This is a genomic window from Microcoleus sp. S13_C5, assembly GCF_036700845.1.
Taxonomy (GTDB): Bacteria; Cyanobacteriota; Cyanobacteriia; order Cyanobacteriales; family Microcoleaceae; genus Microcoleus.
This window is the reverse complement of sequence record NZ_JAUBPR010000058.1, coordinates 19,688-39,033: the sequence shown is the minus strand read 5'-3', so window position 1 is coordinate 39,033 and position 19,346 is coordinate 19,688. Positions and strand designations below refer to the sequence as shown.

The following is a 19,346-nucleotide window of genomic DNA, read 5'->3' as shown; positions in this document are numbered from 1 at the left end:
TTAATTATGAAATGGAACCGAAACATCAAAAACAAAGGTAACGCGAGTTAATGCAGTTTAGATGTCGAACAGCTTATCAGCAATATCTTGAGAAGAACGCTAAATCTGAGGTTTATGCGCCTTGAAAATGAGAAGTATCGCAAGCAGAGATTAATTCTGTACTTATCGTCGCCGTTTCTTTACTTGTTCATAGGGAAAACAATCAATAACGTCAGATAGCATATAACTACCTTTGGACTCGGATTGCATCAGTTCCAAGTAGACACTCTTGGGAACTTCAAAGTATCGATAGGTTTTGCCACTATTAAAAACAACTTCGAGGGTGTAGCTTTCCTCGTCATAACCAGCAGATTGGATCATGCTAGATTCAACAGGTTGTAGTTTCATGGTAATTCTGCGATGCTTTTCTGTAAATATTTATAGCCGATCGCCCTGCAATTTAAGTTGGCCCGCCTAAAAAAACACAATACCCAGATCCTCGACTTCGCAGAAGTCCGGGATGTAGCGCGCGATCGCGCCTTATTTCCCCTAAAATAATTTTTACCAGGCCCCCAATCTAAAATCTAAAATCCAAAATCTAAAATCGAAATGACTCATTCCACCGATATCGTCACCCTCGCCCGCTGGATGGCCGCCGATTTCAGCAACCAAGCCCAAGCATTTGAAAACCCGCCATTCTTCGCCCACATCCGCGTCTGCATGAGACCTTTGCCCGTCGAAGTTCTGGATGGGATCAGCTTGTACCTAGAACAAGCCTACGATATTGAACTGAATGTACCGTACCGAGTCCGAGTTTTGAAATTAGTCCCGGTGGGCGATCGAATCGACATCGAAAATTATGCCATAGAAAACGAAGAACAATTCTACGGCGCTTCCCGCGACCCGCAACGGCTGCAAGAAATCAAAAAAGCACAACTGACACTGCTTCCCGGCTGCACCTTTATTACGCAGTGGACGGGCAACAGCTTCAAAGGGTCTGTCGAACCCGGAAAAGGCTGCATGGTGGTCAGAAAGGGCAAAAAAACCTATCTAGACAGCGAATTCGAGATTGACCAAGACAAATTTATTAGCCACGATCGCGGACGTGACCCCGAAACCGATGCCCACGTCTGGGGAGCCCAGGCCGGCCCTTTTGAATTCACCCGCCGGGCCAGTTTCGCCGACGAAATTCCGGTTTAATCTAAAAAAACAGACTCCTTCCTGGGCGAACACGCTTGATTAAAGGTTCAGAATGCACCAATACCTGGTACATTAACCCAGTATTGGCAAGCAAGATTCACCGTTGATTTATGAAAGTCCTGGTTATTGGTGGCGATGGCTATTGCGGTTGGGCAACCGCACTCTACCTTTCTAACAAGGGTTACGAAGTTGGCATCCTCGACAGCTTCGTGCGGCGGCACTGGGATCTGGAACTGTGCAGCGACACCCTCACTCCCATCGCACCGATTCAGCAACGACTCCAGCGATGGCAAGATTTAACGGGCAAGTCGATCGACTTGTTCGTCGGTGACATCACCAACTACGATTTTCTCAGCAAAAGCATGAGAAAATTTGCACCAGAGGCGATCGTCCATTTCGGCGAACAGCGTTCGGCACCTTTCTCAATGATCGATCGCGAACACGCAGTCCTCACCCAAGTCAATAACGTCGTCGGGACACTCAACCTGCTGTACGCCATCCGCGAAGACTTCCCCGATTGTCACCTAGTGAAATTGGGGACAATGGGCGAATACGGCACGCCGAATATTGACATTGAAGAAGGCTACATTACGATCGAACACAACGGCCGCAAGGATACACTACCTTATCCCAAACAACCGGGCAGTTTCTACCACCTGTCAAAAGTCCACGACTCCCACAACATCCATTTTGCTTGCAAAATCTGGGGTTTAAGAGCCACCGACTTAAATCAGGGCGTAGTCTACGGCGTGCTCACAGATGAAACCGGCATGGACGAACTGTTGATCAACCGTTTGGACTACGACGGAGTATTCGGTACGGCATTGAACAGATTTTGCATCCAAGCAGCGATCGGTCATCCTCTGACAGTTTACGGCACTGGCGGACAAACCCGCAGCTTCTTAGACATTCGGGATACCGTGCGGTGCGTGGAATTGGCGATCGCCAACCCTGCCGAAGCCGGACAATTCCGCGTCTTCAACCAATTCACCGAACAATTCAGCGTCGGCGACTTAGCCTCCTTGGTGCAAAAAGCAGGCATGGCAATGGGATTAAAAGTAGAAATCAACCACCTCGAAAATCCCAGAGTCGAGAAAGAAGAACATTATTTCAATGCCAAAAACACCAATTTGCTAGACCTCGGTTTGCAACCGCACTACCTCTCAGATTCCCTGCTCGATTCTTTGCTGAATTTTGCCACAAAATATCAGCACCGTGTCGATAAAAATCAGATTTTGCCGAAGGTTTCTTGGAAGTAAGTTCTGGTATCTACCTGCGGGATAAGAGATTTTTTAACGAACCGCGAAGGCGCGAAGGGCGCGAAGTAAGAGAAAAGAAGGGAAGAGAGGAGAAGGGTTCGCAAGTTCTGAATCGATTTCGCTGTAGATTACTTTTTTCATATCTATCTTTTTGATCTTTTGCTCCGTGTTCTCTGCGTCCTCTGCGCTTAGTTGCAAAATGGCATAAGGTTTTTACTGCTGGCTTTTTGGGAATAAATGCCGTGGAAAGTCGAAGGCTGATTCTGTTGCTTTTGGTTTTTCTGCCGTAATTTTGGGCCCATGTAGTTTGTGCTTATTATTTAATACCGGAATGGGCTGCACTAACGGCGAGTTATCAAAATTACCCCGCCCGTTAGCGAAGCGCGTTTTGCTGCGGAAACAGAAATATCAATTGTTAGAACAGCGCCGGAAATTCACAGAATTAATTGCTTTGCCGAAGGTGTGGGATTGCTTTTAGGTGGGATAATTGTATCAATTGGCATTCAGGGAATTTGCATCTTACCCCAAAAACCTCTCGCTCGGAATTAGCGACGGTGAAACTCAATGAGGAAGCGTAGAAAAGTAGCCGATCGCACGCAATTGCTGACTCGCGGCGAGACAGTGTATCCTGTCATCGACCCCGACATCTTCCAGAGGCTAGGATTATCATCGGTTTCCTAAACAATTTATTATGAGAATCGCTCTTTTCACTGAAACTTTCCTGCCGAAAATAGACGGCATTGTCACCAGACTGATTCACACGGTAGATAACTTGCAGCGCGCGGGCGAACAAGTTCTGATATTTTCTCCAGATTATGGGATTAAAGAATACAAAGGTGCCCGAGTTTACGGTGTGGAGGGTTTGCCTTTGCCGATGTACCCGGAACTGAAAATGGCACTTCCTTCTCCGGCTGTCGGTCGCCAATTAGAGCAGTTTAAACCGGATATTATTCACGTTGTCAATCCCGCTATTTTGGGATTGGGCGGTATATATTACGGAAAAAAGTTCAACATTCCGATTTTGGCTTCTTACCACACGCATTTGCCGAAATACTTGCACCACTACGGTTTCGGAGTCCTCGAACCTTTATTGTGGGAATTGCTAAAAGGAGCCCACAACCAAGCAGAACTGAATTTGTGTACTTCTACAGCAATGGTGGAAGAACTCAGAAGCCACGGGATCGATCGAGTAGATTTGTGGCAGCGCGGCGTAGATACTGAAATGTTTGTCCCAGAATTGGCAAGTCGAGAAATGCGATCGCGCCTTTCTGCAAATAACCCAGATAGTCCCCTGCTGCTGTACGTCGGCCGCCTCGGTGCAGAAAAAGAAATCGAACGCATCAAACCAGTCCTCGCAGCGATTCCTGATGCCCGCCTTGCCTTAGTGGGAGACGGCCCGCATCGGCAAACCCTTGAACAATATTTTGCCGGTACACCCACCAATTTTGTCGGCTACCTTAAGGGGCAAGAACTAGCAAGAGCTTACGCATCGGCCGACGCCTTCATTTTTCCCTCCCGCACCGAAACCCTGGGCTTAGTGCTCCTAGAAGCAATGGCTGCGGGGACGCCTGTAGTGGCGGCGCGCAGCGGCGGAATTCCCGATATCGTCACCGACGGTGTTAACGGATATTTATTTGACCCCGCCGACGAAGAAGGAGCACTCGCCGCCACCCAGCGTCTGTTTGCGAATCCCCAAGAACGGGAAACCCTGCGCCATAACGCTCGCCGAGAAGCCGAACGCTGGGGTTGGGCCGCCGCCGCCGCACAACTGCAGCGGTACTATCAATCATTGGTGTTTGCCGAGTCCATGCCCAGAGCGGCCTAAATTTCAGGATCTGTAGCACCTTTAAACATCACCGCCAGCTTAGCTTCGCTGTTCGATCGTCAGTTGGTAGTGAGGAGGGATGTTTTCAAAGACCGATCGAACTTTTTTGCTGCATAAATTACCGTCGTTATCCTGCTGTTGCGTTTACCATTAAACTATGAGTAAGCTCTGTAGGAATGCCTTGCGCGCTGCTTTCATAGCGCCCTTTACCTGACCGGATACGGTCGCCGAGTGCGCTAAAACTGTCACACCGCGCGCTGGGGCCGAGCACAGAGCGTCAAATCCACACTGCACTCTCGATCAAACTAAAGCCTGTCACCTAATTTTCAGGCTAGCAGTTTTGCGAACTCAAGTTCAGCTTGAATTGACGAACCCTCATCAGTATCGAGGTTGTAAAAAAGATCGATCGAGTATACATAACAAGCCAACTGAAGTTGCGTGCGCCACTTTTGAACTCACGATTCATCAAAGCGACAAGCGAGTGCCGATGCGCTTGCAAACAAATTCAAGAGTTTGCACCGCCGTCGCATCTAGCGTCGATCGACCTGCGGTCAGTCTATCCCTCTGAGCAAGCAGTTAATCATGACATTCTCCAATACTGGTAGCGTTCTGGCTACACTGACTCAAGTCAATTTTATGGGGGCATTGACCTCCCGTGTTAAGAGCCTGCCAGTTCCTGAATTAGTGTGCCTGCTGGACTTTATCACGGCTGAATTTCAGCAATTTATCCGGGCGATGGACCTGATTAACAATGAAGCACTCGAAAGTCTCTTAGAGCAACTTTTAGATGCCTTCACTGTCAAAATTGGTCAAATTTTGCAAGCAGACCGGACAACAATTTTTTTGGTTGACTCGAACAAAAATCAACTGTGGCACAAAACAGTCGATCCACTTACGGGCGAGGATGTAGAAGTGCGCTTGCCGATGGATGCAGGCATTTTAGGCTACGTAGCAACAACCGGAAAATCGATCAATGTCGCCGAAGCTCGATCGCACGAGTATTTTAATACCGAAGTAGACGAACCACCGGGCTACCAGATCGAAACCATCCTCTGTATGCCGATTTTTAGCAGCAAGAGCCAACACGAACCCGTAGCGGTGGTCAGACTGTTAAATAAAGCTGGCGATGCCCCCTTTACCGAGGAAGACGAAGAGCAGTTCCAGGCTTTTGCAGATTCGATCGGGATTATTCTCGAAAGCTGTCAGTCTTTCTACGTCGTCGCCCGCAACCAGCGAGGGGTTGCCGCACTGTTGAGAGCCACCACGACTTTGGGTCAAAGTCTTGACTTGGAAACAACTTTGCGCTCTGTAATGGATCAAGCTCGCGACTTGATGCAGGCCGATCGCAGCACGCTATTCTTGTTAAATCGGGAAACTAACGAACTCTGGACAAAAGTCGCCAAGGCCGACGGCAAAACGATGGTAGATCTCCGCATTCCTGCTAATAAGGGAATTGCTGGCTACGTGGCTTCGACTGGTCAACCTCTAAATATTACAGATGCTTACGACGATCCCCGCTTTGACCCTTCTACTGACAGGCAAACGGGATACCGCACTCGCACTGTCTTGTGTATGCCGGTGCACAACGCTAAAGGTGAGCTGATCGGGGTGACTCAGCTAATTAATAAGAACCAAGGTACTTTCACCCCTTCTGACGAAGAGTTTTTGCGAGCGTTTAATTCCCAAGCGGGAATGGCGTTGCAAAATTCTCAACTGTTTCAGAACGTGATGGTGGAAAAGCAGTATCAAAAAGATATGCTGCAAAGTCTATCTGATGCAGTGATTTCCACGGATTTGAAGGGGCGAGTTGTGACGATCAACGAAGCAGCCCTAGAATTGTTGGGCTGTCCAGTAAATCAAGCTAAAAGCAAACACAATCCCCAGATTTGGGAAGATAAACTGGTGAATCGCTATGTTTGGGAAGTGGTGCCGATCGACAATTTGCAATTTCGACTAGAAGACAGTCTCAAAAATGCTGCCCGACATTACGTTCCCGAACAAAGTTTAACTGTGGGACTGTTGGTAGAAAAAACGTTAAATTCCCAACAAAAAGAAGAAGAAGAAGAAAGTTATATTTTGGCCGTGCCCGATCGCGCCGATCCGAATTTATATTACGCTTGGGGCGAAAACAGCGCGTGGACTGAGGAAGTAGCGCTGGCAGAATTAGCTAATGCCCAATCTCTATTTGCGCTGCGAAATTCTGCCCTGTATCACCCTTATTGTCCGCTGCCCATCCCCGCCTCTAGAATTAAAGTAATTGAACGTAGTTTGAATTTGACTGTCAACCCGCTGATCAATCCAGAGGGTGGCGTGCGCGGCGGTTTAGTGGTACTCGAAGACATCAGCCGCGAAAAGCGGATGAAAAATACGATGTACCGCTACCTGACTCCTGGGGTCGTAGATAAAGTCATGGCCTTGGGAGAAGGCGCCATGATGGTGGGCGAACGCAAAGAAGTGACTATTTTATTTTCCGACATTCGTGGCTACACCACGCTGACCGAAAATCTGGGAGCGTCCGAGGTGGTATCCCTGCTGAACGAATATTTTGAGACGATGGTGGAGGCCGTTTTCCCCTATGAAGGCACTTTAGACAAGTTTATCGGCGATGCTTTAATGGCGGTGTTCGGCGCGCCCCTGTCGCTGAATCCCCCGGAAAGTCACGGTTGGATGGCGGTTCAGTCGGCTTTAGATATGCGCCGCCGTTTGAAAGAGTTTAATGATTCTCGCCCCGGTGCAGAGCCGTTTCGCTTCGGAATTGGGATTAGTTCCGGAGAGGTGGTTTCGGGAAATATTGGTTCTCAAAAGCGAATGGATTACACGGTAATCGGGGATGCGGTGAATTTGAGTTCGCGATTGGAACAGCTTACAAAGGAGTACGGATGCGATATAATCTTGAGCGAATTTACATACAGTTTGTGCCGCGAAAGAATTTGGGTGCGAGAGTTAGACAAGGTGCGAGTTAAGGGCAAAAATCAGCCAGTGGGTATTTACGAGTTGCTGCAAAATAGTTCTGAACCCATTGATGGGGAAACCCTTCGGTTTTTGGAACTTTACAGTAACGGTAGGGAAGCTTATATTGCTAGAAATTTTCAGAAAGCTATTAGTTATTTTGAAGCGGCTTTAGCAATGCGACCGAGCGATCGACCTGTGGAAGTTCACCTCGACCGATCCCTGAGCTATTTGGAAGTACCTCCGCCCGATGATTGGGACGGCGTGCATACGATGACATCCAAGTAGTAGATTATATTACACCCGAGTGATCAAAAGTAAAAAGATTTGATAAAGGTGTGAGATCTTCCTTATGACAGAGTTAACAAGTATAAAAATGTGAAATCATAAGTCGGATGCCATATTAAAGTTTAGTATTTATTTCCAGGCTAGCAATTAAATGAGTTATTTATCTGTTCCGAATGCCACAAAAGCTGATCGCATTCTGGTGGTAGACGATGCACCAGATAATGTTTTGTTGGTTCAGACAATCCTAGAAGAAGAAGGTTACGAAATTAGCACGGCCGAGAACGGCTTTTCTGCCTTGAGTCAAATTGACAAGTCAGCCCCGGATTTGGTACTGCTAGACGTGATGATGCCGGGAATGGATGGTTACGAAGTCACTAAACGAATCCGAGACAATAAGGAATTGCCCTTTATGCCGATTTTGCTGATCACTGCTCACGACAGTGCGAGCGTAGTGCAGGGATTGGACATGGGAGCAGACGATTTCATCCGCAAACCAGTCGAAATGGACGAACTGCTGGCGAGGGTTCGATCGCTCCTGCGGCTAAAGCACAGCGTAGACGAGCGCAATTCGATCGCCCTCCAGCGCGAAGATTTTGTCTCCCGACTCGCTCACGACTTGCGGACGCCCCTCGTAGCAGCCGATCGAATGCTAAGTTTAATGCAGCAGGGAGCTTTGGGAGAAATTTCGCCTGAGATGCGCGACGCTTTCGGGACGATGGTTCGCAGCAACAAAAACCTGATTGCGCTCGTAAATATGCTGCTGGAAGTCTACCGCTACGAAGCAGGCGCCAAATCCCTAAGTTTCGCTCCCGTGGACTTGCGCCAGCTTATTACTGAGGTAGCTGAAGAACTCGCTCCCCTAGCGGATGCTAAAGGTTTGTCAATAAATTTAGACTTGACAGAAAGTGCAGAAAGTGCACCGATTGCGAAGTATCCGGGCGATCGTCTGGAACTGCACCGCTTGCTGACAAATCTCATCGGAAATGCGATTAAATTCACCGACAACGGCTCAATAGATGTCAGCTTAAAAGCTGCCAATTCACCTGCTTATACGAGCTTCAAAAACCAACCGCTGGCATGGGTAATTATAGAAATCAAAGACACCGGTGCCGGCCTTTCTCCCAGCGAAAAAGCCAAGTTATTTGAAAGGTTTGGCTCGGGAACTCACAGGAGATCCAGTACAGGTTTGGGACTACACCTCTGTCGGCAAATTGTCGAAGCTCACCGCGGCACGATCGAGGTAAAATCAGAGTTGGGCAAAGGCAGTTTGTTTACTATTCGCTTGCCTTGTTAGATCGGGATAATTAACTCTAAGTTTGGGGTGCGAAAGGCGCACATTACTACAGATAAACTGTAATTGTAGCGTGCGAAGTGCGTACCTAATCGAATTATGGTTAATTTACCAGATGTCATATAATGACTTGGCAACCGAATTGATGGCGATATGTCTAACTGTCCAGTGTGCGGTGCTGAATACATAGAAGAAAAAGCAGAGTTGTGCTCGATTTGCGGCTGGGATTTGACTCCCTACCCGCAGCGTGCTAAGCCTTCCAAAACTTATTTAAAAAAAGAACAAGTTAGATTGCAGTGGGCAAAACAAATGTGGGAATTGGCCCGCAATCAACAAAATTGGTTAGCTAAATTTGATGAGTTGCAGGGGGAAGTGCAGCAAGGTGCGATCGCCCGCACATACATTCAATCTCAGTTAGAATGGGTTCTGTACCGCCTCGAACAACTAAACCCAGAATTGATTGTCAGCACTCTACTGCGACTAGAAGACAAAATCGGCGCCATACCTGACTCAACTCCGGCTATCTCCGAAGTCGGGATGGACTACCGCCAACTTACAAAGCTATTAGAAACCGGAAAATGGCGCAAAGCTGATGAACACACTTGGGAAATCTTGCTGAAAATCGCTGTCAGGGAAGACGAAGGCTGGCTGAGTGCAGCCGATATTGACAGTTTTCCTCCTACAGACCTTCGCACGATCGACCAACTTTGGCAACAATACAGCAGCGGGCGGTTCGGGTTGAGCGTGCAGCAGCAGATTTGGGAAAGTACCGAGGCAAATTATACTGAATTTTGCGATCGAGTCGGCTGGCGAGTCAAGGAAAATTGGAAATATTACAGCGAGCTCTCCTTCAACGAAGATGCTCCCCCCGGACATCTCCCCGTCACCGCATGGAGACAGCGCGCCTGTTACGGTGCTGGTAAACTCACCGCAGCAGAAAACTTTGCCCGCATCGCTGCGAAACTCGCAACTGGCGATCGGTAATCATCAAAAAAAAATCAAAATCGACATTAACTGCTATAATCAAAACGGTTTAGCAACTGGGGCTGTGGCTCAGATGGATAGAGCAAGCGCCTCCTGAAGAATCGGGCACCCTGTGAGGAAACTCTGGGAGTGAATGTGGTCAAATTTGGTGAAACCTAAAGAGTTCGTGGGTTCCTATGACTCTAAGGCAATACCAAGCCAAGCCTGAGTTCATGGCGATTAAACAATCGCCTATATTGAAATCAGGAAGGTTTAGAGACTAGACGGTCACCACCTAAAAGCTGCAAGCATATGGTGAAGGTATAGTCCAGAGAGTGGGGAAACTCACACAAATCTGAAGCGCTAGGTCGCCGGTTCGAACCCGGCCAGTCCCGTTAAAAATCAAGAAAAATTAAAAGCAGGAGGGGTAAGCTTAGTTTTGCCCCTCTTTTTTGCATATCCGCTAACGAATTCGCCCAAGGACGAATATTTGCTTGAAGACGAGAACTTACGCAGAACCTCTATAGAGGCCCATGTGAAATCTTACATCTGAAATCTAAAATCTCAAATCACCTGTTTAAGTCCCACCACAAGCGTAGAGTTAATCTAAAATCTAAAATCTAAAATCTAAAATCTAAAATCTATGATCCCCCGACCCTTTTTTAATTTTTAATTTTTAATTCCTGTTAGTGGGCTATAGGTGCGGTATTTTTTGTTATGGTTCCTTTGTGAGTTACATAAAATTTTTATAGGTTTAGATGTGGTTAAGAATCAGTTCAAACACGCAGCGTTACAAGCCTTTGAAGACTTCACGCAGTTTTTGGTTCCTAGTAGGGCTTTTGATGGCGTGTTGGTTTGGCTATCAGCAGGTTAAGAGCGAATTTCAGAGACCCCAAGCTTTGTTAGTTCTAGGTGGGGCTACGGAGCGAGAGGTGTTTGCAGCCAAATTTGCTCGGGCTCATCCTGAATTGCCGATTTGGGTGTCGTCTGGCAGCAATCCCGAGTTCGCGGAATGGGTGTTTTCAGAAGCGGGAATTGAGTCCGATCGCCTGCACTTAGACTACAGAGCGGTCGATACGGTAACAAATTTTACCACCCTGGTAGATGAATTGAAAGCTCAAGGGATTGAGAGCGTGTATCTGATCACTTCTGACGATCATATGCGGCGAGCTCAGATTATCGGCGAAATCGTCCTCGGCAGTCGAGGCATTAGTTTTAAGCCTGTGGCAGTTCCGTCTGGGCGAACCCCCGAACCGGTGCAAAAAGCTCTTCGCGACGGCGCTAGGGCTATTCTTTGGCTGACAACTGGTTATACAGGTGCTAACTTCACCCAAGCGAGAATTCAATAAACCAAGGGAAGGATTGAGCAATTTTTAATTTTTTTCCATTCCCTCTGGTTTTAAAACTTGTCTTTTATAGCGATTTAAAGCACCGGGAAAACGCTGATAGCAAATGCCTAAAAGAAGAGAAGAGAAAAGAAAAGAAGGAGTAGTTTAAAATTAGTAGATGAACTTCAAAAGCTAAAGTTAATGACCGACCAAATTCTGCCGCAAGTTCTAGAGCAAATTTTGAGTGACAGCAAAACGCCGGATGCTGTTTTTTCGGCTTTGGTGCCGGCGTTAGGCGAGGTGTTAAATTGCGATCGAGTCTTTCTCTACCTCCGCAATCCTGAAACCCAAATGGGCAGAGTACCTTACTGCTGGCGTCGCAACTCAAACTATCCCGAGGTTTGGGACGCGGAATGGAAAAAAGAACCAGAATCTTTAGGGGAAGAAGACCCTTTGTTTGCAGCAGCTTTGCGAACTGAACAGTCGGTTTTTGTTGAGGATGTTGAAACAGCAACTCCTGAAGTTGTCAACAAAGATTTTGAGGCAAAAAATTTCGGACATCGAGCTTTAATTCACGCTCATCTTTGTGCTGACGGCTTATTGTGGGGGGTTTTGCAGCCTTGTATGTTCGATCGCCCCAGAGTTTGGACTGACTTTGATCGCCAAGTTATCGCAGCAGTTACAGACAAAATTTCGCCTTTAGCTGTCGCTTATGTCACCGCCTCAGCATCAAAAGATCAGCCATAAAAATCAATAATTGACTTGTAGGGAGGGGTGGGCAATGAATGAATGTCAACTTAAGACTAAAACCACGTCTAGATCGTGGTTTTAGCCCAATCTCAATCCCCTTCCCTGCAGACGAAACACCGTTTCCTGTTCCCCCCTTTTTAAGTTAGGGGGGATCGATGGGCTAATTTTTAAACAAAAGTCGGGTAGTAAATTTGAGCTGATTGTTCTCACCAATGGTGAGGTGTGCATCGCCCTATAGATAGAGTTTAATGCACAATTCCTGTTTAAAAAACGCCCCAATTTTGAATGCCCCGACCGCTGAAAATCCCTTGAGCCCGACTAATATCATCCTCAGTGCCATCTACTACCACCAAATAATCGCCGGCGTGCAGGCGATCGGTGTAAATTCTAGCTGTTTCTTCGGGAATTCCCAAGTCAGTCAAGGCCTTCACCACTCCACCGAAAGCCGCCGCCGAGACGCCAGTGCTTGCTACGCTAGCCACCAGTGCGGCGCCCAAAGTGCCCGCTGCAATCATCGGCCCGATTCCGGGAATAGCTAAACTTCCGAGACCCACTAGCACGGTGGCTAAAGCACTATTTGTCAGAGTGTCTGCTACCACTCCTGATCCTGTGTCTAGATTTTTATCGCCCACTTGAGCGATCGTTTGAGTATGGCCTACAGACTCGCCTGCATCCCTACCAACAACGGAAACTTTATCCATTGGAAACCCGGAAGATTTCAATTCTGTCAGAGCTTGCTCGGCATCTTCGCGGTTAGAAAACAATCCCAACGCACGGGTTTGATTGCTTGTTACCATATCTTTCTTCTTATCTCCTGTCAAATTAAACTCAAATTCAAGCCTAATTATTGCGCTTGTTTTCAATCACTTATATTGATATTTTTCGATGTTTATCTTCAGCATTCATCTATCTGTAGATATAATCTGAAAAACAGCAACAAAAGTTATAAAATCAGCGACCCAAATCGTGCATGGCATTAATCTCGATCGCACATCTTTCAGTCAGCGCTTGCAACTCCTCGCGATCCGAAGAACCGGGCGCTTCAATTAGCTTGCCAATTCGCACCGTCAGCGGCACCGGACGCGGCATTCCCGAACCTTTCGACGAAATCGCGTGAGTTCCCCATAAACTAACAGGCAACAGTGGCGCTTTTGCCTTAGCAGCTATTAGCGCAGCACCTAATTTCGGTTCAGTAATTCTGCCGTCTGGGGTGCGAGTTCCCTGCAAAAATACACCCGTCGCCCAGCCATTTTCCAAAGAATTGATAGCCGATCGAATTGCACTGCGATCGGCACTTTCCCGCTTCACTGGATAAGCACCGTAAAGCGTAATTGCCTGCTTCAAAATAGGAACTTTAAATAACTCTTCCTTTGCCATAAATGCGACGGGCCGCCTCATGCAATTAGACAAAATCGGCGGGTCAAAATCGCTGGCGTGATTGCTGACTACCACCAGCGGCCCTTCTGTCGGAACATTTTCTGCACCGTAGATGCGGCCGCGAAAGTACAGGTGCAGCATCGGGCTGACAATTGACCATTTGAATAAATAGTAGAGAAGTAAACTTTCGACTGGTTCGCGACTTTTGCTCACAGAAAAACCTTAGATTTTAAATTACATCGCATATTAGCCTATCAGATCGAGTCCGTTTGAGATTATTCCGCGGTTTAAACCGCTATCGCGAGTCAAACGAAGTCCGCCTGCGCGGACTGAAGAATGTAGTCCGCGCAGGCGGACTTTGCTTGTGTAGCGCCAGAATTTATTCTGGCGGACTATTTGCTTGTGTAGCGCCAGAATTTATTCTGGCGAATTCCTGAATGTCAAAACTCTGCAAAGGCTCAATTTCCAGCCAGCATGGCTTTCTGTCCTTCCGAAGAAGTCGCGTAGCCCAAGAAATCCTTAACTGCTTGGCTGGGAGGATTTTTGTAAGCGTAGTACAACTGCCGCTTGTAAGGATAGTTACCAGCATCCGGCGTCGCACCGTTGACCGGAACAACGCGCACAGTTTTCTGATTGGCTACTTGAGCGAAAGTCGCATAGCCAATGCCGTTGTTGCCTAAAGCTTGCAGCAGGGGAGTTGTCGCATCTCGATCGAGCTTAGTGATATTCGGCCCCGTGCCAAAATTAGCGCCAGAGAGCACTTGTTCTTTAAACGTTTGGTGAGTGCCGCTAACTTCGGGTCGATTTATCACTTTAATCGGGCCCGCCGGGCCGCCGACTTTCGACCAGTCTTGAGTATTTCCCTTGAAAATATCTTGTACTTGAGCGGAAGTTAAACCTCCTTTGAAGGGGTTGTTCACGCCAACTACGAGGGCGATCGTATCTAGGGCAACGGGCACAGCAGCCAAACCCTGACCTTGTTCTTTAGCCGTCAAAGGTCGCGATACCGCTGCAATATCGGCTGTTCCCGCCGCCAAATCCTGAATTCCTTTTTCAGAACCGTTCGCTTTGGTATCGACTGTCGTGCCGGAAAACTTGCCTTGAAAGCCTTTCTTGAGGTTCTGATTGATTGTCACCATGCTGGTGGAACCGTCAATTCTCACCGCCGTACCCGCAGGCACGGAAGCTGGAAGCGCAAAGGAAGTAGCTGCAACAGGGGAAGCACCGCCGACTACTGGCGCGACGGGAGGCAGATTGGCCCCACCACCGCCTGCGGGTATGGGAGTGGGGGGATTGTTACTAACATCTTGCAATGCTGGTTTGTTGAGAAAAAAGAACCAACCGCCACCGGCGAGCAACAGAAATAACAGAATAAAAACTATGGGGGGAGGCCCGCTCTTAGCCATAAAATTCTCCTTAGCTGGGAAGTTCTTTGTTGTTGGAGCCGTCTAACATTTGTAGCCTGCGATTAACTTCATCATCTAAGGTCATATTTTCTAATTCTGCCTGAAGTCTTTCTTGGGGGTTCTCAGATAGCTCTGCTAAAGCTTGCTGTTGGAGATTGCGGCCGTGGACGGCGTTTTTGGCTTGCTCAAATTGCGATCGAGCTGAATCGATACTGAGGTCGTTGTTGACTTTGGATATGGCTCGAAGGGCTTCGTTAATTTCTGCCATATCTTTCATATTTTGCATATCGGTTTTGTAGGCTTCCAGCTTCATCCGTTCTCGATTTAGCTTGTCTTTGGAAGAATTCACGAACTGTTCGGCTTGTTTTACTTGGGCTTCTAACTGCGGCAGAATTTGTTCTGTCTGAATTACTTTCGACATTGCTAAGCGGGCTGCTTCTTCGTTGCCGTTGCGCTGGGCTGTGATGGCTTGGCGCTCTACGGTTTGCATTTCCCTAACTTTTTCTTCATATTTAGTTTTGGCGCGCTGGTAGGCTGCAACTTGGGTGGAGACTGCTGCAGCTAGCTTTTGCACTGATTCTTGCATCGATCGCAGCGACTCTTCGGCTACCGCCACCGACACCTGGCCGCCAGATTCTACGGGCAGTCCCCACATCCAGTTCCACGCGCCTACTATGGTTCTGCCTGCCTTGTCGCCCATCAACCAGTAAAGAACTTTTTTCATATAAACACCAGATAAGCTTGGTTTTTACGCCTAGTCTACATCAGGATTTGTCGATCGCCCCGTCAATCGATTTTAGATTTTAGATTTTAGATTTTAGATTTTAGAATTGAAGCATTGACCCCACGGATCAATTCGGGGGGCAAGTTTCATCGGATACAGGTTTTTTATTTCTGGACGGATGAATCCGGGGGCTTGTATCCTGGATGCTTTCGGTCAAGTCGATCGATATCTAGATTTTTGATTAATATTTTCTAAATGTCTGGATCGTCTATCCCCAAGTTGCACAACAGCCAATATTCGGATTTGCCTGTTGTGCGATTCGTTTTTGGGCAATCTTCGGGCTAATGAACTCTAAATTTTATAACCTGCCGTTTAATAACAGGTTAAAAATAGATTAAGCCGGCAAATCTGCAAAACTGCTAACATTTACCAGCGCTAAATCGGGACAAGTCCGTTTTATCAAACCTGTAAGAACTTTGCCGGGGCCAATTTCCACTACGCGATCGATTCCTTGTTGCGGCAATTGCAGGGAAATTTCTCGCCACCGCACGCCTTTGGTCATCTGCTGACTCAACCGCTGCTTTAAAGTTGCTGCGCTAGTAGTGGCTGACGGTTCTGCGTTCGAGAGCACCAGCATTTTAGCATCGGAAAACCTTGCAGACTTTAACGCTAGTTGAAACTCTGCAGCCACTGATGCCATCAGGGGAGAGTGAAACGCACCGGAAACATTCAATTTAACGGCGCGTTTGACTTTGATTTTGGCGAGTAACTCTTCTACTGCTGCGGGCGTTCCAGAAATCACGACTTGTGCTTCGCTGTTGTCGTTTGCCAGCACTACGTCTCGGCTGTATTGAATTTGCAATTCTAGTTCCTGCCTGTCGAACCCGATCAAAGCCACCATTTGCCCGCCGGAGGTGGTGTCCATGAGTTCGGCGCGGCGTTTGACTAAGCGCAACCCGGTTTCAAAGTCAAAGACGCCTGCTGCGTAGAGGGCAACGTATTCTCCTAAACTGTGACCGGCCACTACCGCTGGCCGATCGCTTTTTTCTCGCATTAAGTCGGTCAAAATACTTTCTACTACGAACAAGCAAGGCTGGGTGTAGAGAGTCCGAGATAGTTTTGCTTCTTCTTTTTGGCAAACTTCCGAGACAGACCAACCTAAAATTTCTTTAGCGAGCTCAAATTTGGCTTTGGCTGTTGGCAAGTTTAATAAGTCTGCACCCATCCCGATCGCCTGGGAACCTTGTCCGGGAAATACCCATGCTGTTTTAGTCATTTTTCCGGTAATCTGCTAATTGGTGGTTGCTAATTGGTGATTGCAAAAATTCTTTCTTTCCCGCTTCTAAGTTCGCTCGCTGGTATCCGCTATCTTTCGGTTAACGAACTATCTACTCGCGACTCACAATTATAACATAATAATTGCAGTTTTTACGAAATTTATATTTTTTTTGTTACTTTAATTAAATTAATAGCAGTAACAAAATTTTCCACCTTTTAGTCGGCGAAAGTCGATCGAAGAATAGAGGATTTTCACTTCCAGGCCCCGCTTGTCAAGAACTCCTGTCCTCCGGGTGCAGCCGTACACCTTACCCTGTGTGTGTATAGCGTGTTAAAGGATTTGTATTTATCAAGGGTTCAACTCCCGACAATCACCTGGGCAAGTTTACAGTCGGGAAATATCACCTTCCCCATTGAAAAATCGCAGCCCCCCAAGTCAAACCTGCACCGAAACCAGCAGCAGCAATTGTATCGCCCGCTTTAACTTTACCCTGACGCACGGCTTCGTCTAAGGCCAGGGGAATTGAAGCCGCTGAGGTATTGCCGTAAGTTGCCAAATTGCTGATTACTTTTTCGGGGGGAATTTTTAGCCTTTGGGCCACGGCATCAAGAATCCGCTGATTGGCTTGGTGCAACAACAGCCAGTCAATTTCAGCAGCGCTAATATTTGCCCGAAACATAGCTTTTTCTATTACTTCCGGCACTTTTTTCACAGCAAACCGATAGATTTCTTGACCGTTCATTGTAATGGGATGAAATCCGCCAACTCCGATGTTGACGCCCTCAATTAATTCTTTTGACTCGGCTTTGTAAGGCAAATTGAGGGAGGAGTTTTGCGTACCGTCGCTGCGAATTTCAAATCCCAAAAAGCGATCAACTTCTGAAGCTTGCAATACCACCGCACCTGCACCGTCTCCAAATAGAATGCAAGTACCCCGATCCGACCAATTCACCCAGCGAGACAAAATATCTGCTCCGATCAGCAAAACATTTTGATAAACCCCTGTCCGAATGAACTGCGAGGCTGTAACTAAACCAAAAACAAAGCCCGAACAAGCTGCTGTCAAATCAAAAGCCACAGCTTTTGTCGCGCCCAATTGATATTGAATTTTACTGGCAGTGCCAAACAAATCGTCAGGACTTGAAGTAGCCAAAATAATCAAATCGATATCTGTCGGCGAAATTTCTGCCATTGCGATCGCCTGAAGCGATGCCTCGGACGCTAAATCGCACAAAGAAGTGCGATCGTCCGCCAGCCTGCGGGAGCGAATACCCGTCCGCGCCCCAATCCACTCGTCAGAAGTTTCTACTATCTGACTCAAACCGTTATTATCCAGCGAAACCTGCGGTGTACAAGAACCGCTACCCGTGACGGCAATTCCGAACCCTGATTGCTGCAACATTCCTCTCCATTTACTCGCTGTTAGATCGAGAAATTAAAAATTAAAAACTACCAATTAAAATTATTTTTTAAACTGCTGAAGTTACTTTGTTTTTAAGCAAAACAGTTGGTTTAAGCTGACATTTTTAATTTTACATTTTTAATTTTTAATTCCTACTTACTGCCTCTAATTCACAGCTTCTTGTTCCAGAGCGCTTTGGTTATTGGACGATCGAATTCGCTCCAGCACTTGGTTGTCAATAGCCTCCTTCGCCAAACGAATGGCATTAAAAATCGAGGCAGCTTGAGACGAACCGTGGCTGATAATGCAAACTCCAGCAACGCCCAATAGCAAACCGCCACCATGTTCAACGTGGTCTACCCGCTGCTTAAACCCCTTGAGGCTTTCTTGCAGAAGGGGAGCGCTAATTTGATTTTTGAGTCCGGCAGCCAATTCTTCCTTAAGAACTTGCACCACGACTTCGCCCACCGCTTCGGCAAACTTCAACAACACGTTGCCGACAAACCCGTCGCAAACAATCACGTCGAATTTCCCCGACAGCACGTCGCGGCCTTCGGCATTGCCCACAAAAGGAATGTTAGGGTTGTCCACCAATAACTGGTGGGTTCGCACGGCTGCGTCGTTGCCTTTAGAAGGTTCTTCGCCTATGTTGAGCAGACCGATTTTAGGTTCGGCGACGCCCAGCACGCACTGGCTGTAAATAGTTCCCATAAGAGCGAACTGCTCCAAAAATTTGGGGCGGCAGTCCACATTAGCGCCGACATCGAGAATAAGTACAGAGCTGCCCGGTACCATTGTCGGTAAAACCGCACCGATCGCAGGGCGATCGATTCCGGGGAGCCGGCCCAACCTGAGCAGGGCAGCAGCCATTGCCGCGCCGGAGTGACCGGCGGACACCACAGCATCAGCTTGCTGCTGCTTTACCAAGTTCATCGCTACGTTAATCGAAGCGTTGGGCTTGCGTTTGAGGGCACTCAAAGGTTCTTCGTGCATTTCCACCGCTCCTTCAGAAGGAACGATTTCTAGCTGACCTTTAGAGACGCGGCCGATCGCGTCTTGTTGCCGGAGCGAGTCTTCTATTTGCTGCGGGTCGCCCACCAGCAAAATCTCTACGCCTAATTCTTCTTGTGCCTTAAGCGCTCCAGCTACAACTTCGGCGGGGGCATGATCCCCACCCATAGCGTCTATTGCAATTCTTGCGCGTGTCGATCCCATTGACCAATGTTTGAGAAACACTAAAAATTCTACCAGGAAGTCAGGAGCGTGAATCCAGAAGTCTGAATAAAGAACTAAAATCCGCTCACTAGGGCGATCGGACAATTCTCA

The 19,346-nt window shown here is 47.6% G+C and carries 17 protein-coding genes; 9 read left to right on the top strand and 8 right to left on the bottom strand.

The window, feature by feature from the left end; translation table 11 throughout:
* Positions 1–162: 162 nt before the first annotated feature.
* On the bottom strand, positions 163–387 hold the full coding sequence (locus QUA04_RS16590; protein WP_333258401.1) for a KTSC domain-containing protein: 225 nt from the start codon (positions 385–387) through the stop codon (positions 163–165).
* 201 nt (positions 388–588) lie between these two features.
* On the opposite strand from QUA04_RS16590, the gene QUA04_RS16585 reads away from it, so the two are divergent.
* The 9 genes from QUA04_RS16585 (at position 589) to QUA04_RS16545 (ending at position 11,829) form a co-directional block, all read left to right on the top strand.
* On the top strand, positions 589–1,179 hold the full coding sequence (locus QUA04_RS16585; protein WP_333258400.1) for a chromophore lyase CpcT/CpeT: 591 nt from the start codon (positions 589–591) through the stop codon (positions 1,177–1,179).
* A gap of 110 nt (positions 1,180–1,289) precedes the next feature.
* Complete coding sequence (locus tag QUA04_RS16580; protein ID WP_333139230.1) at positions 1,290–2,438, top strand: NAD-dependent epimerase/dehydratase family protein; 1,149 nt, start codon at positions 1,290–1,292, stop codon at positions 2,436–2,438.
* Between the two features lie 691 nt (positions 2,439–3,129).
* Positions 3,130–4,263, top strand: coding sequence for a glycosyltransferase (locus tag QUA04_RS16575; RefSeq protein WP_333258399.1), 1,134 nt, complete (start codon positions 3,130–3,132; stop codon positions 4,261–4,263).
* Positions 4,264–4,603: 340 nt separating this feature from the next.
* Positions 4,604–4,831, top strand: coding sequence for a hypothetical protein (locus QUA04_RS16570; protein ID WP_333258398.1), 228 nt, complete (start codon positions 4,604–4,606; stop codon positions 4,829–4,831).
* A gap of 14 nt (positions 4,832–4,845) precedes the next feature.
* The gene (locus QUA04_RS16565) at positions 4,846–7,500 is read left to right on the top strand and encodes a GAF domain-containing protein (RefSeq protein ID WP_333258397.1); all 2,655 of its coding nucleotides are present in this window, start codon (positions 4,846–4,848) and stop codon (positions 7,498–7,500) included.
* 151 nt (positions 7,501–7,651) lie between these two features.
* Positions 7,652–8,794: a hybrid sensor histidine kinase/response regulator gene (locus QUA04_RS16560; protein ID WP_333258396.1), complete on the top strand. Its 1,143-nt coding sequence runs from the start codon at positions 7,652–7,654 to the stop codon at positions 8,792–8,794.
* 150 nt (positions 8,795–8,944) lie between these two features.
* Positions 8,945–9,775, top strand: coding sequence for a GUN4 domain-containing protein (locus QUA04_RS16555; RefSeq protein ID WP_333258395.1), 831 nt, complete (start codon positions 8,945–8,947; stop codon positions 9,773–9,775).
* Positions 9,776–10,512: 737 nt separating this feature from the next.
* A complete protein-coding gene (locus QUA04_RS16550) occupies positions 10,513–11,103 on the top strand; it encodes a YdcF family protein (RefSeq protein WP_333258394.1) in 591 nt (196 codons plus the stop codon).
* A gap of 180 nt (positions 11,104–11,283) precedes the next feature.
* Positions 11,284–11,829 carry a GAF domain-containing protein gene (locus QUA04_RS16545; RefSeq protein ID WP_333258393.1) on the top strand — a complete coding sequence of 182 codons (546 nt, stop codon included), beginning with the start codon at positions 11,284–11,286 and terminating at the stop codon, positions 11,827–11,829.
* Positions 11,830–12,095: 266 nt separating this feature from the next.
* Here QUA04_RS16545 and QUA04_RS16540 read toward each other — a convergent pair whose 3' ends face one another.
* From QUA04_RS16540 to plsX, 7 genes are all read right to left on the bottom strand, one after another.
* Positions 12,096–12,629, bottom strand: a complete 534-nt coding sequence (locus QUA04_RS16540; protein ID WP_333258392.1) for a hypothetical protein — start codon at positions 12,627–12,629, stop codon at positions 12,096–12,098.
* Positions 12,630–12,783: 154 nt separating this feature from the next.
* Positions 12,784–13,422, bottom strand: coding sequence for a lysophospholipid acyltransferase family protein (locus tag QUA04_RS16535; protein WP_333258391.1), 639 nt, complete (start codon positions 13,420–13,422; stop codon positions 12,784–12,786).
* A gap of 245 nt (positions 13,423–13,667) precedes the next feature.
* The gene (locus QUA04_RS16530) at positions 13,668–14,615 is read right to left on the bottom strand and encodes a phosphate ABC transporter substrate-binding protein (protein ID WP_333258390.1); all 948 of its coding nucleotides are present in this window, start codon (positions 14,613–14,615) and stop codon (positions 13,668–13,670) included.
* Positions 14,616–14,625: 10 nt separating this feature from the next.
* Positions 14,626–15,339, bottom strand: a complete 714-nt coding sequence (locus QUA04_RS16525; RefSeq protein WP_333258389.1) for a PspA/IM30 family protein — start codon at positions 15,337–15,339, stop codon at positions 14,626–14,628.
* A 394-nt stretch (positions 15,340–15,733) separates the two neighbouring features.
* Positions 15,734–16,615, bottom strand: coding sequence for an ACP S-malonyltransferase (gene fabD / locus QUA04_RS16520; RefSeq protein WP_333258388.1), 882 nt, complete (start codon positions 16,613–16,615; stop codon positions 15,734–15,736).
* 403 nt (positions 16,616–17,018) lie between these two features.
* Complete coding sequence (locus QUA04_RS16515) at positions 17,019–18,020, bottom strand: beta-ketoacyl-ACP synthase III (RefSeq protein ID WP_333258387.1); 1,002 nt, start codon at positions 18,018–18,020, stop codon at positions 17,019–17,021.
* Positions 18,021–18,185: 165 nt separating this feature from the next.
* On the bottom strand, positions 18,186–19,235 hold the full coding sequence (plsX, locus tag QUA04_RS16510; protein ID WP_333258402.1) for a phosphate acyltransferase PlsX: 1,050 nt from the start codon (positions 19,233–19,235) through the stop codon (positions 18,186–18,188).
* Positions 19,236–19,346 lie beyond the last annotated feature (111 nt).

Coding starts and splice junctions, on each gene's coding strand:
- QUA04_RS16590 (WP_333258401.1), bottom strand. CDS start 387: ATGAAACTACAACCTGTTGAATCTAGCATGATCCAATCTGCTGGTTAT.
- QUA04_RS16585 (WP_333258400.1), top strand. CDS start 589: ATGACTCATTCCACCGATATCGTCACCCTCGCCCGCTGGATGGCCGCC.
- QUA04_RS16580 (WP_333139230.1), top strand. CDS start 1,290: ATGAAAGTCCTGGTTATTGGTGGCGATGGCTATTGCGGTTGGGCAACC.
- QUA04_RS16575 (WP_333258399.1), top strand. CDS start 3,130: ATGAGAATCGCTCTTTTCACTGAAACTTTCCTGCCGAAAATAGACGGC.
- QUA04_RS16565 (WP_333258397.1), top strand. CDS start 4,846: ATGACATTCTCCAATACTGGTAGCGTTCTGGCTACACTGACTCAAGTC.
- QUA04_RS16560 (WP_333258396.1), top strand. CDS start 7,652: ATGAGTTATTTATCTGTTCCGAATGCCACAAAAGCTGATCGCATTCTG.
- QUA04_RS16555 (WP_333258395.1), top strand. CDS start 8,945: ATGTCTAACTGTCCAGTGTGCGGTGCTGAATACATAGAAGAAAAAGCA.
- QUA04_RS16550 (WP_333258394.1), top strand. CDS start 10,513: ATGTGGTTAAGAATCAGTTCAAACACGCAGCGTTACAAGCCTTTGAAG.
- QUA04_RS16545 (WP_333258393.1), top strand. CDS start 11,284: ATGACCGACCAAATTCTGCCGCAAGTTCTAGAGCAAATTTTGAGTGAC.
- QUA04_RS16540 (WP_333258392.1), bottom strand. CDS start 12,629: ATGGTAACAAGCAATCAAACCCGTGCGTTGGGATTGTTTTCTAACCGC.
- QUA04_RS16530 (WP_333258390.1), bottom strand. CDS start 14,615: ATGGCTAAGAGCGGGCCTCCCCCCATAGTTTTTATTCTGTTATTTCTG.
- QUA04_RS16525 (WP_333258389.1), bottom strand. CDS start 15,339: ATGAAAAAAGTTCTTTACTGGTTGATGGGCGACAAGGCAGGCAGAACC.
- fabD (WP_333258388.1), bottom strand. CDS start 16,615: ATGACTAAAACAGCATGGGTATTTCCCGGACAAGGTTCCCAGGCGATC.
- QUA04_RS16515 (WP_333258387.1), bottom strand. CDS start 18,020: ATGTTGCAGCAATCAGGGTTCGGAATTGCCGTCACGGGTAGCGGTTCT.
- plsX (WP_333258402.1), bottom strand. CDS start 19,235: ATGGGATCGACACGCGCAAGAATTGCAATAGACGCTATGGGTGGGGAT.